The sequence below is a fragment of the Synechocystis sp. FACHB-908 genome (assembly GCF_014698595.1).
Classification (GTDB): Bacteria; Cyanobacteriota; Cyanobacteriia; order Cyanobacteriales; family Microcystaceae; genus Synechocystis.
In genome coordinates this window covers 1-14,780 of the sequence record NZ_JACJTH010000042.1, presented here as the reverse complement: position 1 = coordinate 14,780, position 14,780 = coordinate 1, and the positions used below count along the sequence as shown (strand labels likewise).

The following is a 14,780-nucleotide window of genomic DNA, read 5'->3' as shown; positions in this document are numbered from 1 at the left end:
AATTTAGAAGGTTGGATTTAGTTAATTAGCGGAGCAATTGGCTGATTATTTAATGGTATTGTGTATTGCTGGATTTTGAAGATTTAGACTATTTTGACTAATTTCCCCGGCCTTAGAGACGGCATTGACCTGGAATCAAAAGTGGAGTTTATGGAGTATTTAAATATTAAAAACATACTAACAACAAATCAAAAACGGATTCTTTAAACTGTAGCTAGGCAGCGAGTTTCCAGAAAGGATGATGTGCGAAAAAAAGCAGTAGTATCTTGATCAGTTAGAGGGCGACTGAAAAGGTAGCCTTGGCCATAGTCGCAATCCATGGATTTGAGCATGGCTAATTGTTCTACACTCTCCACGCCTTCGGCAACAATTTTTAGATCTAGACGATGACCTAGTTCGATAATGCTTTGGAGAATTACCTGATTTTTTTCCCTAGTCAAAAGGTCATCTAAGAACGACTTATCAATTTTTAAAGTCTGGAGAGGTAAATCCTTGAGATAGGAGAGGGAAGAATAGCCGACACCAAAATCATCAATGGCGATTTGTATGCCCATTTCATTTAGTTGATTGAGGCGATTAATGGTTTCCCCTGGTTCATAGAGCATAAGACTTTCTGTCACTTCCAGGGTAATTTGCTGGTAACTTATTTGAGTCTGAGCAACAATACTTTCTATCTCGCTTACTAAGTTCGCTTCCTGTAATTGACGTAGGGATAAATTGACCGATAACTTGAAAGGAGGAATGCCTTGGGAAAGCCAGCGTTGGTATTGAAGGCAGCTTTGTTGTAGTACCCAGTAGCCCATGGGGACAATTAATCCGGTTTGTTCGGCAATGGGAATAAACTCGGCAGGGGAGATAAAGCCTAGGCGGGGGTGGTGCCAACGAATGAGGGTTTCGACCCCCAATAAAGCTCCTGTTTTGATATCAATCTGGGGTTGGTAATGGAGGTGAAATTTTTTTTGCTCCAGGCAATGGGCCATTTCCCAGGCCAGGTTTTGAATTGGGTCATTAAATTGGGGAGAGTTGGGAACTTTACTAACTCCACGGAGAAACAAGGAATTGTTACTAAAATTTGGGATAGGTAAATTACGAAACCATTTTGACAAATTGTCCAACATTGCATGTAGTGAGGAAACAAAATCTAGGGAGGAGTTAGGAAACCAATGGCGGATTTTTTCACCATGGTAAAGCGAGGAATTCATGACATTTGTTCGTTCCAAAAAAGAGAAATTATTGATTTTTAAATAAACGCAATTAAGTTATTCTAAGCAAACGCTAAGCTTAGATGCCAAGTTTGGAGACAATTTGACTGTGCTTATATTTTTTTTACATTAATAAATCCTAACCTAGTCCAGGGAAAAAATTCAATGATCCTCCCGGACTAGTTAGCCCCTGAAATATAGCTTTGCCGCTGAAATTAACTGCCTTGGGGATGGAAAGCTTGGGCAATGGGCATGCGCCAACCACTGCCAAAGGCTCGATCTGTGACTTTCAGTCCCGGGGCGGCCTGACGACGTTTGAACTCTGACTTTTGCACTAGTTGGCAAATTTTTAGTACGACTTCCCGCTCAAAGCCTGCGTTGATGATTTCCTGGGGAGACTGATGTTTTTCGACTAATCTCCCAAGAATGCCGTCCAAGACATCGTAGGGGGGAAGGGAGTCGGTGTCTACTTGCCCTGGTTTGAGTTCGGCGCTGGGCGGTTTAGTCAGAACGCTGGGGGGAATGATGGTTTGTTCCCGGTTGAGCCAGCGGCATAGTTCAAATACTTGGGTTTTGGGGACGTCGGCGATCGCCGCTAGGCCACCGTTCATGTCCCCGTAGAGGGTGCAGTAACCCACCGCTAATTCCGATTTATTGCCAGTGCTGAGGAGTAGATGGCCAAATTTATTGGCGATCGCCATCAGGAGGTTGCCCCGGATGCGGGACTGGAGATTTTCTTCGGCAAGGCCAAAGGGGGCATCTTGAAAAAGGGGTACTAGGGCCTGGTCATAGGTGGCCATAATCGGCCCAATGGGAATAGTTTGGGTATTCATACCTAAATTCTTTGCCAAGGCCAAGGCATCCTGAATAGAATGGTCAGAACTGTAGGGAGAAGGCATCAAAATTCCCAGCACATTTTCTTTGCCCAAAGCTTCCACAGCAATGGCCGCCACTAGGGAAGAGTCAATGCCGCCGCTCAGACCTAAAATTGCCTTACTAAAACCGCATTTGTGGAGGTAGTCTCCCACCCCCAACACCAGAGCTTGCCACAATTCTTCGGTATCCACCATAGGTAAACTAGCTAACTTTTGCCCAGTTAACTCCCCACTACTTAAGTCATAACTTAACAGGGCTAAGTCTTCTTGAAATAACGGTGATCGCCCAATAATTTTGCCTTGGCTATTGACAGCAAAACTACCCCCATCAAAAATGAGATCATCATTGCCCCCCACTTGGTTAACATAAATCAAAGGCACATTAAATCTCTTGGCACTGTGGCTAATCAAGGATTCTCGCAGGTAATGCTTGCCACAACTGTAGGGAGAAGCTGATAGGTTAACAACTAAATTCACGCCCTGATCAATCAAATCCATGAGGGGGTTAACTTGATAAAATTTTTGTCCCCAAAAAGCCTCGTCATTCCACAAATCTTCACAAATAGTCACACCAATTTTGACGTTTTTATAGATAAAATATTCACTCTTGGCAGCCGAGGCAAAATAACGGTCTTCATCAAATACGTCATAGGTGGGTAGGAGACATTTATGAAACCACTGCTTTATCTGTCCTTGTTCAATTAATACTGCACTATTCCAAAGTTTTTTTTGTCCTTGGCGTTCTGCCTGGTGGTGGGGAGTAACAGTGCCCACTAAAATTGCTATAGAAGGAGGCATTTTTTCCGCCAGCCATTGTAACTCTTCTTCCAGTTGTTCGACAAAACTTGGATTAAGTAACAAATCCTTGGGGGGATAACCACAGAGGGCTAATTCCGGCGTTAATAGTAAATCAGCTCCCCTTGCCTGGGCTTGCAGGGCTGCCGTGACAATTTTTTCGGCATTCTCGGCGATCGCCCCAATGGTGGGATTAAGCTGGGCAAGGGCAATGGTAAACATAGTCAGAGGGGTATTATGGTAATTATTACTTTAATCCACCGGAGCCAATTCAGACAAACACTAGGGGTTTATCCCGGAGTGGCGCAAAGGCCCGGGCATCAAAACGAAAAAGACTAGCGGGACGACCTACTCCTTTGCTGATTTTTTGGCCGGTGTCCTTGAGAAAACCTAATTTTAATAAGCGGGAGCGAAAATTAGAATAATCGGCAAAATCTTCCCCTAAAACCGTGGTGTAGAGTTGAAATAAATCATTTAAAGTAAACAATTCTGGCAACACTTCAAAGGCAATGGGGCTGTATTCCAATTTATTACGGAGCCGCTGATAGCCATAGTCAAGGATTTGATTGTGGTCAAAAGCTAAGGTCGGAATGGCCGCCACATTATGCCAACTGACCTGACTCAGATTTTTGCTCATTAACTGGGCATCTTCGTAGCGGATGAGGGCGAAATAGCTGACGGATAGATACCTGACCCCATACTGATCCGGTGCTTCCCTGGGGTCTCGACCAGGGTTACCAAATGTATATAATTGTTCTAAATAAAGATTTTTGACGGCAATCTTTTCTGATAAAATCCGGTGGGCGGCCCCCTCTAGGGTTTCCCCCATTCTCACTAAGGTGCCGGGAAAACTCCAATAATTTTGATAGGGCTGATCTTCTCGTTTAACTAGTAAGACCAATAAACGATGTAAGTGGGTATCGACGGAAAAAATAACGTTATCCACACCCACTTTAAAGTCAGCTAAATGGTTTTGTCGAGGCTGGCCCATCGGATTCATCAATAATTTATTTGACCTATATGCGTCTATATTCACCGCTCTAATTTTGGCTGACACTGGGGACAAAAGTGGGCCGATCGCCCTCCCAATTTAATTTTGGCGATCACTGTACCACAATGACGACAGGGTTCTCCTTCCCGACCATAGACCTGGGCCATACCGCCATAATTACCATTGATACCAGTCACCTGGCGATAATCGCTGAAACTAGTGCCTCCAGCCTCAATGGCCGCTGTTAAAGTGGCTTGAATTTGTTGATGTATCAGTTCACAGTCCTGCAAACTCACCTGATTACTCGCCATGGTGGGATGGAAGCCGCAAAAAAATAAGACTTCATCGGCATAAATATTACCCAAGCCTGCCACCAACCGTTGATCCAGCAGGGCATTTTTTAAAGGGCGGCGACTGGATTTCAGCTTTTCGTAGAGATATTCCGCCGTAAAATCCGCCCCAAAGGGTTCTGGCCCCAACTGTCCCAGCCCCGTCATTACTTCAGCCCAAGGGCGATCGCCTGGTAGGAGCCAGACTTTGCCAAAGGTGCGGGTATCCACAAAACGTAACTCCCACCCGCCCTCAAAGTGGAGCACCACCCTAGTGTGTCGTGGTCTCTGCTGATCCCGTTCTGTCCAGAGTAACTGCCCTGTCATACGTAAATGGCATCCCAACCATCCCGCCGGCCCTGGGGCTTGATTGCTTCTAAGTTCCCCCAGCAAATACTTTCCCCGCCGTTGCCAGCCCACCAAACGACAACCGGTAATTTGCTTCTGAAAATCCTCAACAGAAACGGGGTAGGCAAGACTGCGATCAAGCAACACTTCCCCTCCCCCGATGGTCTGCTCCAGGGTCAAACGATTGAGCCCCCGGCATACTGTTTCAACTTCTGGTAGTTCTGGCACAGTTCAACAATGCAAATTTAGTCCACAGTCAAGACTATTTTGCCGCCGCTTGCACCAATTCCAATTCATTTTCGGCAAAGTTGTTGGTGTTTACCCCGGAAGCACTACCGCTGAAACCGTTGTAGTTCACCCGGTCGAAGCGCACAATCACCGGATAGAGAATGCCGCTTTTCTCCACACTAGCAACCGTGCCAACATCACCGTACCAGTAGGACTCAGTGCGTTTGATTCTAACTTTGTCACCACGATTTAAGGCCATGATTTAATTCCTTAGATAATTGCGATTTGTAAAAAACTATCCCGTTTGCTGGTGTCCCGAGGAAGCCCCAGGCAACAACCCAGCCCACTTAACGCCAAATTCTACCAGCTTTATTCTGCGTCCTCCCCCTCCCCCCGACTTTCCCAAAACAATTCTTTACATATCCCTGCTCCTGGGAGTGGTTCTAGGGAAAAGAGCTTGACCCAATTCCCCTTTCTGGATCATATGGATAGATAATAGAAGCACAATCGACAGTTATGAATAATCTTAAAATTTCCTGGGGTTTCTAGATTTTCTTTAAATCTTATTTTCCTTAAATTTTCCGTAATCTCTTCTTAAAGTTGCTCCCCTACTCCCAAAAACTTGATTCAAGTCCTTTTTACCGCCGCCTAGTATGGAATTTGACTTCATTACTGCTGCTCACTTGAGGGCACAACTGAGTTTGGCGATCGCCTGATATTCTGCCGCCCAGAAAACTCCCCTAACAAAAAAATCATGGTGAGCAAAGAGACATGAGGTAGGAAAATAATGGAGAAAGGTCAGAATTATCTACAACATCATTTTTTAAGCGCAACCCATGCCCAAAATTTTGATAATTGAAGACCAACTAGAGGTTAGGCAGAATATAGAGGACATTCTCTCCCTGGAAGACTACGAAGTTATTTCTGCCCCCGATGGTGAAACTGGTCTGGCTTTGGCGAAGCAACATCTGCCGGACTTAATTCTCTGTGATGTGATGATGCCCAGGGTGACGGGATTTGAAGTATTGATGTCCCTACGCCAGGACCCCAACTTGGCGGTTATTCCTTTTATTCTTTTAACAGCAAAGGCAGACCACCACGCATTCCGCCAGGGCATGGAATTGGGGGCAGATGATTATTTAACCAAACCCTTCACCATCGATGAACTGCTCCATGCCATCACCACCCGTTTGGACCGCCATTATCAGCGCCAGGCCATGGTGGAAAGCCGCCTGGATAATCTGCGCCAACAAGTTACCCGTTCCCTGCCCCATGAATTATTGACCCCCCTAAACGGGATTTTGGGGACGTCCCAGTTGCTGATTAATTTCTATGATTCCCTCTCCCACAATGAAGTGATGGAATCGTTGCATGACATCAAAACCTCTGGGGAGAGACTCCATCGTTTGGTGGAGAATTTTTTGTTGATGGCAGATTTGGACCTACTCTTGGCCAGCCCCACCCGCCTGGAGGTGTGGCAATCCCGGTTGAGTCAATACACCGAACTGCCATTGAGCTTGGCTCTGGTGTTGGAGAATTTGGGACAGAATCAACCCCGCCGTCAGGATGTGGAAATGATGATTGTGCCCCAGCGGGTCCAGGTGGCGGAGCCAGATTTTCAGAAAATTGTTCAAGAATTGCTGGACAATGCTTTTAAGTTTTCACTACCTGGTACCCTGGTGCAACTGGAAGCCGTGGCTAAAAATGGCACCTGTCACTTGACCATCCGAGACCATGGTAGGGGCATGGCCAAAGAAGAATTAAATTCCATCGGTGCCCATGTACAGTTCCGGCGTCACGAATTTGAGCAACAGGGTTCTGGGCTGGGGTTGACCTTAGCTCAACGACTGACGGAACTCTACGGTGGAAAATTGGCGATCGCCAGTGTCCCCGGGGAAGGCACCACCATTACTATCCAGGGCTGGGAATCAGACTCCATTTAAGACTCCAAGGGCAATAGTACTGAAATCGAAATCCCTAATGTTTTTTGGTTTTTCCTAGCAGCACCACCACAATATGCCCCCACCTTAATCCTGGGTTATTTTTAAGTTATTGCTCCACTCCCTCCAGTTGATGGCAAAATTGCTTGCCGGTATTTGTAATGTAATTCACTGATGGATAGCACCCCCCACCGTAAGTCCGATCATATCCGCATTGTCCTAGAAGAAGATGTGGTGGGCAAAGGCATTTCCACCGGCTTTGAAAGATTGATGCTGGAACACTGCGCTCTTCCTGCGGTGGATCTGGATGCAGTGGATTTGGGACTGACCCTCTGGGGTAAATCCTTGACTTACCCTTGGTTGATCAGCAGTATGACCGGCGGCACGCCAGAGGCCAAGCAAATTAATCTATTTTTAGCCGAGGTGGCCCAGGCTTTGGGCATCGCCATGGGTTTGGGTTCCCAACGGGCCGCCATTGAAAATCCTGATTTAGCCTTCACCTATCAAGTCCGCTCCGTCGCCCCAGATATTTTACTTTTTGCCAACCTGGGATTAGTGCAATTAAATTACGGTTACGGTTTGGAGCAAGCCCAGCGGGCGGTGGATATGATTGAAGCCGATGCGCTGATTTTGCATCTCAATCCCCTCCAGGAAGCGGTGCAACCCGATGGCGATCGCCTGTGGTCGGGACTCTGGTCTAAGTTAGAAGCTTTAGTAGAGGCTTTGGAAGTGCCGGTAATTGTCAAAGAAGTGGGCAATGGCATTAGCGGTCCGGTGGCCAAAAGATTGCAGGAATGTGGGGTCGGGGCGATCGATGTGGCTGGAGCTGGGGGCACCAGTTGGAGTGAAGTGGAAGCCCATCGACAAACCGATCGCCAAGCGAAGGAAGTGGCCCATAACTTTGCCGATTGGGGATTACCCACAGCCTGGAGTTTGCAACAGGTAGTGCAAAATACTGAGCAGATCCTGGTTTTCGCCAGCGGCGGCATTCGTTCCGGCATTGACGGGGCCAAGGCGATCGCCCTGGGGGCCACCCTGGTGGGTAGTGCGGCACCGGTATTAGCAGAAGCGAAAATCAACGCCCAAAGGGTTTATGACCATTACCAGGCACGGCTAAGGGAACTGCAAATCGCCGCCTTTTGTTGTGATGCCGCCAATCTGACCCAACTGGCCCAAGTCCCCCTTTGGGACAGACAATCGGGACAAAGGTTAACTAAACCTTAAGGGACATTTTGCTCTGGTTGACGATACAGTGAAGCTTGGACTGGTTGACCCCGATAGCTGCGGAGTAGGGCATCAAGCCACAGTTTTCCTTTAATAATCCCCCCATGAAATGGCATAAAGAGAGCAAAGTATTACTACAAGGAGTACATCATCCCCTCGGTTTAACCTACCTGGAACAGATGCGGAGCTGTGGGACCAAGCTGGTGGCGGGGGTAAGTCCAGGCCATGGGGGAGAACTAATTGGGGATTTGCCGGTATTTGATTTGGTGGATTTAGCCGTTAAAACCGTCGGCCCCGTGGACATTAGCTTAATTCTCAATCCCCCCTACCGAGTTTTGGATGCGGCCCTAGAGGCGATCGCCGCAGGCATTCGTCAACTAGTAATTGTGTCCGCTGGAGTCCCCCCCCTGGATATGATTACTCTCCTGCGGGAAGCCCAAGCTACCCACACCCTGATCCTTGGTTCCGGTAGTCAAGGCATTATGATCCCCCAACAGTTTTCCGTCGGCACCCTCGACCCCAATTGCTATCTACCCGGGCCCATCGGCATTATTAGCCACTGCGATCGCCTCACCGACGACATAGCCCAAACCTTAAGCGCCGCTGGCTTGGGACAATCCATGGTGATCAGTCTAGGCACCGACGGCCTCAATGGTTCCAACTTTGAGCAATGGCTCCAGGTGCTAGAAGAAGACGAACAAACGGCAACTATTTTATTGCTGGGGCAACCCAACAGTAACGGGGAAATGCGGGCGGCGGATTATGTGGCCTCGGCCATTGAAAAACCAGTGGTGGCCTATTTGGCAGGACGGGGCGCAAAAATCAAACGACACTTTGGCGATTCCCTCACCATTGTGGCCAACCAACTGTCCCATAAACGTCCCCTTCTAACCAGCGTTGAGCAAACGGTACAAGCCTTTGAGAACGCTAACATTCCGGTGGCGGAAGCCCCCTGGGAGCTACCCATTTTTTTGCCCCTAGCCATGGAAAGTCGCCATTTGGGCACTGATTAGGGCAAAGATGATGGAGATAGATTCTGCTTTCCCGCCAGCGGTCACCATGGGGTTAGTTACTCCTCCAAGCTTTCAGCTATGCTTATTGGAGTAGTGAGAAGAATCTTGATAGACTGGCGGGTGAGTTATGCCAACTTGTGTGATTGAGTTTGAGGAAAATTGTTGATGAAAGCCATGATTTTGGCCGCCGGCAAGGGCACTCGGGTCAGACCAATCACCCACACCATTCCTAAGCCGATGATCCCGATTTTGCAAAAGCCCGTGATGGAGTTTTTGCTGGAGTTGTTGCGCCAACATGGTTTTGACCAGATCATGGTCAATGTGAGCCATCTAGCGGAGGAGATAGAAAGTTATTTTCGGGATGGCCAAAGGTTTGGCGTACAAATAGCCTATTCTTTTGAAGGCAATATTGTTGATGGTGACCTGGTGGGCAAGGCCTTGGGATCAGCCGGGGGGCTGAAGAAAATTCAGGAGTTTAACCCCTTTTTTGACGACACCTTTGTGGTGCTTTGCGGTGATGCGCTAATTGATTTAGACTTAACCACTGCGGTTAAGCTCCACCGAGAAAAAGGGGCGATCGCCACCATTATCACCAAGACAGTGCCCCAGGAATTGGTATCTAGCTATGGGGTAGTGGTCACGGACGACAACGGCAAAATTTTAACTTTCCAGGAAAAGCCAGCGGTGGAAGAAGCCCTGAGCACAGAAATTAACACGGGCATTTATATTTTTGAGCCGGAAGTAATCGACTACATTCCCTCTGGCCAGGAATACGACCTGGGAGGGGATCTATTTCCCAAGCTGGTGGATAGCGGCCTACCCTTTTATGCAGTCAATATGGACTTTGAGTGGGTAGACATTGGCAAAGTGCCCGACTATTGGCAGGCCATCCGGGGAGTGCTTTCCCGGGAAATTAAAAATGTGCAAATTCCCGGCATTGAAGTTAGACCGGGGGTTTATACAGGCATCAACGTAGCCGCTAACTGGGACAACATTGAAATTGAGGGTCCAGTTTACATTGGCGGCATGACCCGCATTGAGGACGGGGTAAAAATCATCGGCCCTTCCATGATTGGCCCCAGTTGCCTGATCTGTCAGGGAGCGGTGGTGGACAACAGTGTAATTTTTGAGTATTCCCGTTTAGGTCCCGGGGCTCGCTTAGTGGATAAGTTGGTGTTTGGTCGTTACTGTGTAGATAAAACCGGAGCGGCGATCGATGTGCAGGCAGCGGCGTTGGACTGGCTCATCACCGATGCTCGCCATGCCGCTGTGCAATACCGCCAAGAATACCCATCCCAAAGGGAAATTTCCAAGCTTCTCCAGCCGGAATAATCACAGAAGAGAACTGGGGGAAATTGTTTTTCTCCGGTTGCAGATTTTGATTAGACAAGGGGAAAAGAAACAGAAAACCTAGCTAAGCAGGTCTAATTTTTGCAAGGACAACTGGGCCGCCTGGGACACCTGGGGGTGCTCATCCTTGACCATGAAAGTCAAAGCAGAACGACTCTGGTCGCAGGGCAAATTTCCCAGGGCCTCCACTAATCTTTGGCGAATTAACCAGTCCTCATGGGATGCAAAGGCCAAAATCGCATCTACTGCATCCACGGCACCAATTTCCCCCAGGGCCGCGATCGCCGCTTGTTGTACCACTGCTTCGTCACTTTTCAGTGCTTCCAGCAAGACCGTTTGAGCCCGAATATCTTTTAAATTGCCCAGGGCCACCGCCGCACTGAACCGCACCAGCCATTCCGTATCTTCGTAAAAAGCCCGGCAGAGGGGATGGAAAGCCCGTTCGTCTTCTAGATAACCCAGGGCCCCCGCGGCATCGGCCCGGATGCCATAGTCTCCATCGGTTTCCAACAGCTTAACCAGAATGGGATAGCATTCCTCGGTTTGCTTAATGCCCAGGGCAAACACCGCCATGGAACGCACCTGTAAAGTATCGTCATCTAAAACTTTTTTAATCAGGGGCACCGCCTCCTCACTGGAATAGGGTCTCAGGGAAGCTAGGGCAATCAGGCGATCGCGGGAATTGGGGCTGTCGAGTTGGCTGGCAATTTGTTCGAGGGTCAGGGCTGTCATGGCTGGGTTTCTGAGAATTTCTTCTGCCATTGTAACAAAACTTTATAAAGCTATCCTGGTACTTCTCACCGGCGATCGGTCGGTAAACCCCCCACGGACAAATTCTCCCCGGGCAACATAATCCCGTAAACTTTCTTAATATAGTTTGTCCCCTGAGGACAGGAGGAAATTGCAGTGACCATTACCTTTGTTAAAGAGCAGAAGGATATTGTTGTGGCCCAGGGTGCCAACCTACGGGAAAAGGCCCTGCAGAATGGCGTTGATATTTATACCTTGAAAGGAAAACTGATGAACTGCGGAGGCTACGGCCAATGTGGCACTTGCATCGTGGAAATCACAGCGGGTATGGAAAATCTTTCCCCGAAAACCGACTTTGAAAATAGGGTATTGCGCAAAAAGCCCGACAATTTCCGTCTCGCCTGTCAAACCTTGGTCAATGGGCCGGTGAGTGTGAACACCAAACCCAAAGGCTAGGGGCGATCACCGGAGGCCAAGGGCTGGATAAGGGCTAGATATGATGTCATTCAACATCCGGAGGTAAGATCATCAACTACTTTAGTCGGACCACTAGTTGATGATGGTCTCTTTGGAATCCCCAGGGTGGAGACGGCTGGATTTTTGTTCTTCCCCTGGCCCAGTAGGGGAACTATCTTGTTGAGCTAGTTCCTGTTCCAGGGTACTGAGTTCAGACTGAAGCCTAATCTGTATTTTGGGGCCGGAACTGGCTAAGCGTAGAACCATGCCATCCTTGAGGACAAGCTTTTCCACCATTTCCGCTTCCATATAGGTGCCATTAGCTCCCAAGTTAATGGCGACCCAAGCTTCCTCTTCCCGTCGGAGTTCTAGATGATGCCGGGATACTACAGCACTATAAAGTACAACATCGTTATCCGCCGCCCGACCCACACGGATGGTTTGTTCCGATTCAAAGGTCCAGCTCTGGACAGCAACGCTTTTACCCGGGAGAAGGAGGGTGAGGGTGATGGCGGCCATTCAAGTTATGCGTGCATTTGATTAATCGTTTCCCATTGTACGGTCTGTCCTGCTTTTGCACCTAGGTAATTCTGGTGGAGGCGATCGCCCCAGAGTCCTCTTAAAACCACGCCAATGGCAGTCAAGGAAATCAAGCTGGGGCCACAGCACAGATTTTGCCAGCGCCATGTTTTGGTAATATGGGAAGCCTAACTATCATGCCCAATAACTCCGGCATTGATAACAATTACCGACAAATTAACCCTAGAAAATTACCTGACTGCGTTTAGCGAAGGGGAGGATTGACCGCGATGGATAATAAGCAAATGTTGATGATTCCGGGGCCAACTCCCGTACCAGAAAAAGTTTTGTTGGCCATGGCGAAACATCCCATTGGCCACCGCAGTGGTGACTTTAGCAAAATCATCGCTGAGCTGACGGCAAACCTCAAATGGTTACATCAAACTGAAAACGACGTGTTGATGCTGACTACCAGTGGCACGGGGGCTATGGAAGCGAGCATTATCAACTTCCTCAGCCCTGGCGATCGGGTATTGGTGGGCAATAACGGTAAATTTGGCGATCGTTGGGTCAAGGTGGCCAAAACCTTCGGTTTAGCAGTAGAAGAAATTAAAGCCGAATGGGGCAAAGCGTTGGACCCCAATGACTTCAAAACCTTGTTGGAAGCGGACAGCGATAAAACTATTAAAGCTCTGATCATCACCCATTCCGAGACTTCCACCGGAGTCTTGAATGACTTGGCCGCCATCAATGCCGCCGCTAAGGCCCATGGTGGGGCGTTAATGATTGTGGATGCCGTAACCAGTTTGGGCGCTACCCCCGTGGCGATCGATGATTTGGGCCTGGACGTGGTGGCATCCGGTTCTCAAAAGGGTTATATGATTCCCCCTGGATTGGGATTTGTTTCCGTAAGTGCCAAAGCTTGGCAAGCCTACGAAACCGCCACTATTCCTCGCTTCTACCTGGATTTGAAAAAATATAAAAAATCCACCGATGAAGATAGCTCCCCCTTCACCCCCCCCATCAACCTAATGTATGGGTTGCAAGCGTCTCTGCAAATGATGAAAGCGGAAGGCCTAGATGCTATTTTTACCCGCCATCAACGCCACACCAATGCGACCCGGGGGGCCATGAAAGCGTTGAATTTACCCCTATTTGCCCCCGATAATGCGGCAAGTAATGCCATTACCGCCGTTGCGCCCCTGGGAGTGGAAGCGGAAAAAATTCGCAGTACCATGCGCAAAAAATTCGACATTGCCATGGCCGGTGGGCAGGATCACCTGAAAGGAAAAATCTTCCGCATTGGGCACCTGGGTTTTGTTTGTGACCGGGATATCCTCAGTTGCATCGGGGCCTTGGAAGCCACTTTGATTGAACTAGGTTATGAGGGCGTGACCCCTGGATCTGGAGTGGCCGCCGCCGCTGGGGTTTTGGCTAAAGGTTAATCACCTGACAAAGTCTTAAACCAGCAATATTAACAACGGCGATCTCCAAATATCGTCACAGAGGGGGGTAAACCAGGGAATGAACAATTCTGACCTTGGATTTATCTCCTCTTTTTTTGTGACTGTATTTGGCCAGTGGGATTAACTAGAGTCATGTTCACCGAGCCGGTTTTCAAAAGAACTAATAGGGTGAAAGCATTTGGACGTAGGGCTTAGATTTTTATTCAGGAGAGTTCCAAGAAAGTAATGAGAGGTGCCAGTCCTGCAGTAGTTCTATGTTACCATTGACCCTGAATTTGGCAAATATTGCCATGGTGATATCAACCATGTGGGCTGACCTGGATACAACTTTCGTGCGGCGATGAAATCTAGCAAACCAATGGCGATTATCTGAGTTGTTTCTCTCAATTCCTACTGTTTCTCTTTTGCTAATTATATGAAACGCATCGGGATGTTCATCCAGCAGTGGTTGATAGGGCTTCTAGTCATCTGATGTAGTACATAGTTGCTTTTTGGTGGCGGCCGTGGAGATATCCCTCTTTCATCAATCTAGGCAGAAGAAGAATAGAATGTATTCCATGAATTTAGCAAATACTTTAATCGATCTAGCTTATCAACCTTGTTGTAAAATTTAGTTAATTCATCCAAAACATGAGCAAATGGAAATACTTTTAACCACTTTTTGATAAGATTTATTGCATTAAATACAGAGATCACTAATCGTAGGTTGTTTAGCCATTTTTCTTTATCCCATTTTTCATGCTTTTGATGATACTTTGACGTTGAATTTAGAGTCGGATTAAAATTCTCATCATAAAAACAAATCATACAATATGCACACATCACTAATTCCCACCATTTTTGAATTTGCTCATAATGAGTTACCCTAAAATCTGCCCATCCTAATTCACTTTTGCATTGCTTAAATCCATATTCTATCCATGACCTTACTCCATATATTCTGCCAACTTCTTTATATTTAATATCTGGTATTCGAGTCATTACAAACCATCCTGCTTTTTCCTCCTCTTTTTCTGTTTCTGTTTTAATTTCCCAATATCTTATTGCGCTTTTTTGCCATAAACTATTTCTCTGATATACCTATCTTCCTGTTTTCTATCCCATCTTATGTGTTCAAACCTCCTCCACTTATTTGCCCTTACTTTAGCTTCCTTTGGAAGCCAGACCCCATGATTACTCCGGATTCCCACTGCATATTCTATTTTTAATTCCTCTACAGCACTGATAAAATTGCTATGGCTTTCTCCATATAAGCTATCTGACACTACTCTTTTTATTTTAAAACCACTTTCTT

Annotated in this window: 14 protein-coding genes and 2 pseudogenes; 6 read left to right on the top strand and 10 right to left on the bottom strand. The window is 47.5% G+C overall.

Features of this window, described 5'->3' with window-relative positions; genetic code table 11:
- Positions 1-203: 203 nt before the first annotated feature.
- From H6G46_RS15840 to H6G46_RS15820, 5 genes are all read right to left on the bottom strand, one after another.
- Positions 204-1,055 carry an EAL domain-containing protein gene (locus H6G46_RS15840; protein WP_231848029.1) on the bottom strand — a complete coding sequence of 284 codons (852 nt, stop codon included), beginning with the start codon at positions 1,053-1,055 and terminating at the stop codon, positions 204-206.
- 362 nt (positions 1,056-1,417) lie between these two features.
- On the bottom strand, positions 1,418-3,094 hold the full coding sequence (locus H6G46_RS15835) for an NAD+ synthase (protein WP_010873006.1): 1,677 nt from the start codon (positions 3,092-3,094) through the stop codon (positions 1,418-1,420).
- 49 nt (positions 3,095-3,143) lie between these two features.
- Complete coding sequence (locus tag H6G46_RS15830) at positions 3,144-3,872, bottom strand: NUDIX domain-containing protein (RefSeq protein ID WP_020862300.1); 729 nt, start codon at positions 3,870-3,872, stop codon at positions 3,144-3,146.
- 32 nt (positions 3,873-3,904) lie between these two features.
- Positions 3,905-4,768: a DNA-formamidopyrimidine glycosylase gene (locus H6G46_RS15825; protein WP_010873004.1), complete on the bottom strand. Its 864-nt coding sequence runs from the start codon at positions 4,766-4,768 to the stop codon at positions 3,905-3,907.
- 34 nt (positions 4,769-4,802) lie between these two features.
- Positions 4,803-5,027 (bottom strand): photosystem I reaction center subunit IV, encoded by a 225-nt coding sequence (locus H6G46_RS15820; protein ID WP_010873003.1) that lies wholly within the window; start codon positions 5,025-5,027, stop codon positions 4,803-4,805.
- A gap of 577 nt (positions 5,028-5,604) precedes the next feature.
- On the opposite strand from H6G46_RS15820, the gene H6G46_RS15815 reads away from it, so the two are divergent.
- From H6G46_RS15815 to H6G46_RS15800, 4 genes are all read left to right on the top strand, one after another.
- The gene (locus H6G46_RS15815; RefSeq protein WP_010873002.1) at positions 5,605-6,711 is read left to right on the top strand and encodes a hybrid sensor histidine kinase/response regulator; all 1,107 of its coding nucleotides are present in this window, start codon (positions 5,605-5,607) and stop codon (positions 6,709-6,711) included.
- 171 nt (positions 6,712-6,882) lie between these two features.
- Positions 6,883-7,932 (top strand): type 2 isopentenyl-diphosphate Delta-isomerase, encoded by a 1,050-nt coding sequence (fni, locus tag H6G46_RS15810; protein ID WP_010873001.1) that lies wholly within the window; start codon positions 6,883-6,885, stop codon positions 7,930-7,932.
- 104 nt (positions 7,933-8,036) lie between these two features.
- On the top strand, positions 8,037-8,945 hold the full coding sequence (locus H6G46_RS15805) for a CoA-binding protein (RefSeq protein ID WP_010873000.1): 909 nt from the start codon (positions 8,037-8,039) through the stop codon (positions 8,943-8,945).
- Between the two features lie 165 nt (positions 8,946-9,110).
- Positions 9,111-10,277 carry an NDP-sugar synthase gene (locus H6G46_RS15800; RefSeq protein WP_010872999.1) on the top strand — a complete coding sequence of 389 codons (1,167 nt, stop codon included), beginning with the start codon at positions 9,111-9,113 and terminating at the stop codon, positions 10,275-10,277.
- 78 nt (positions 10,278-10,355) lie between these two features.
- On the opposite strand, the gene H6G46_RS15795 is transcribed toward H6G46_RS15800, so the two are convergent.
- The gene (locus H6G46_RS15795; RefSeq protein ID WP_010872998.1) at positions 10,356-11,057 is read right to left on the bottom strand and encodes a HEAT repeat domain-containing protein; all 702 of its coding nucleotides are present in this window, start codon (positions 11,055-11,057) and stop codon (positions 10,356-10,358) included.
- Between the two features lie 144 nt (positions 11,058-11,201).
- Here H6G46_RS15795 and H6G46_RS15790 point away from each other — a divergent pair, with 144 nt between their 5' ends.
- Positions 11,202-11,501: a 2Fe-2S iron-sulfur cluster-binding protein gene (locus H6G46_RS15790; protein WP_010872997.1), complete on the top strand. Its 300-nt coding sequence runs from the start codon at positions 11,202-11,204 to the stop codon at positions 11,499-11,501.
- Between the two features lie 93 nt (positions 11,502-11,594).
- On the opposite strand, the gene H6G46_RS15785 is transcribed toward H6G46_RS15790, so the two are convergent.
- Positions 11,595-12,020: an FHA domain-containing protein gene (locus H6G46_RS15785; RefSeq protein WP_010872996.1), complete on the bottom strand. Its 426-nt coding sequence runs from the start codon at positions 12,018-12,020 to the stop codon at positions 11,595-11,597.
- A gap of 290 nt (positions 12,021-12,310) precedes the next feature.
- On the opposite strand from H6G46_RS15785, the gene H6G46_RS15780 reads away from it, so the two are divergent.
- Positions 12,311-13,465, top strand: a complete 1,155-nt coding sequence (locus H6G46_RS15780) for an alanine--glyoxylate aminotransferase family protein (RefSeq protein ID WP_010872995.1) — start codon at positions 12,311-12,313, stop codon at positions 13,463-13,465.
- Between the two features lie 220 nt (positions 13,466-13,685).
- Here the strand turns inward: H6G46_RS15780 and H6G46_RS15775 are convergent.
- The 3 genes and pseudogenes from H6G46_RS15775 to H6G46_RS15765 form a co-directional block, all read right to left on the bottom strand.
- Positions 13,686-13,958 (bottom strand): annotated as a pseudogene (locus H6G46_RS15775) (IS1 family transposase); the annotation flags it as partial.
- A gap of 56 nt (positions 13,959-14,014) precedes the next feature.
- Positions 14,015-14,467, bottom strand: coding sequence for a transposase (locus H6G46_RS15770; protein ID WP_010872994.1), 453 nt, complete (start codon positions 14,465-14,467; stop codon positions 14,015-14,017).
- Positions 14,468-14,526: 59 nt separating this feature from the next.
- A pseudogene (locus tag H6G46_RS15765) lies at positions 14,527-14,780 on the bottom strand (IS701 family transposase); the annotation flags it as partial.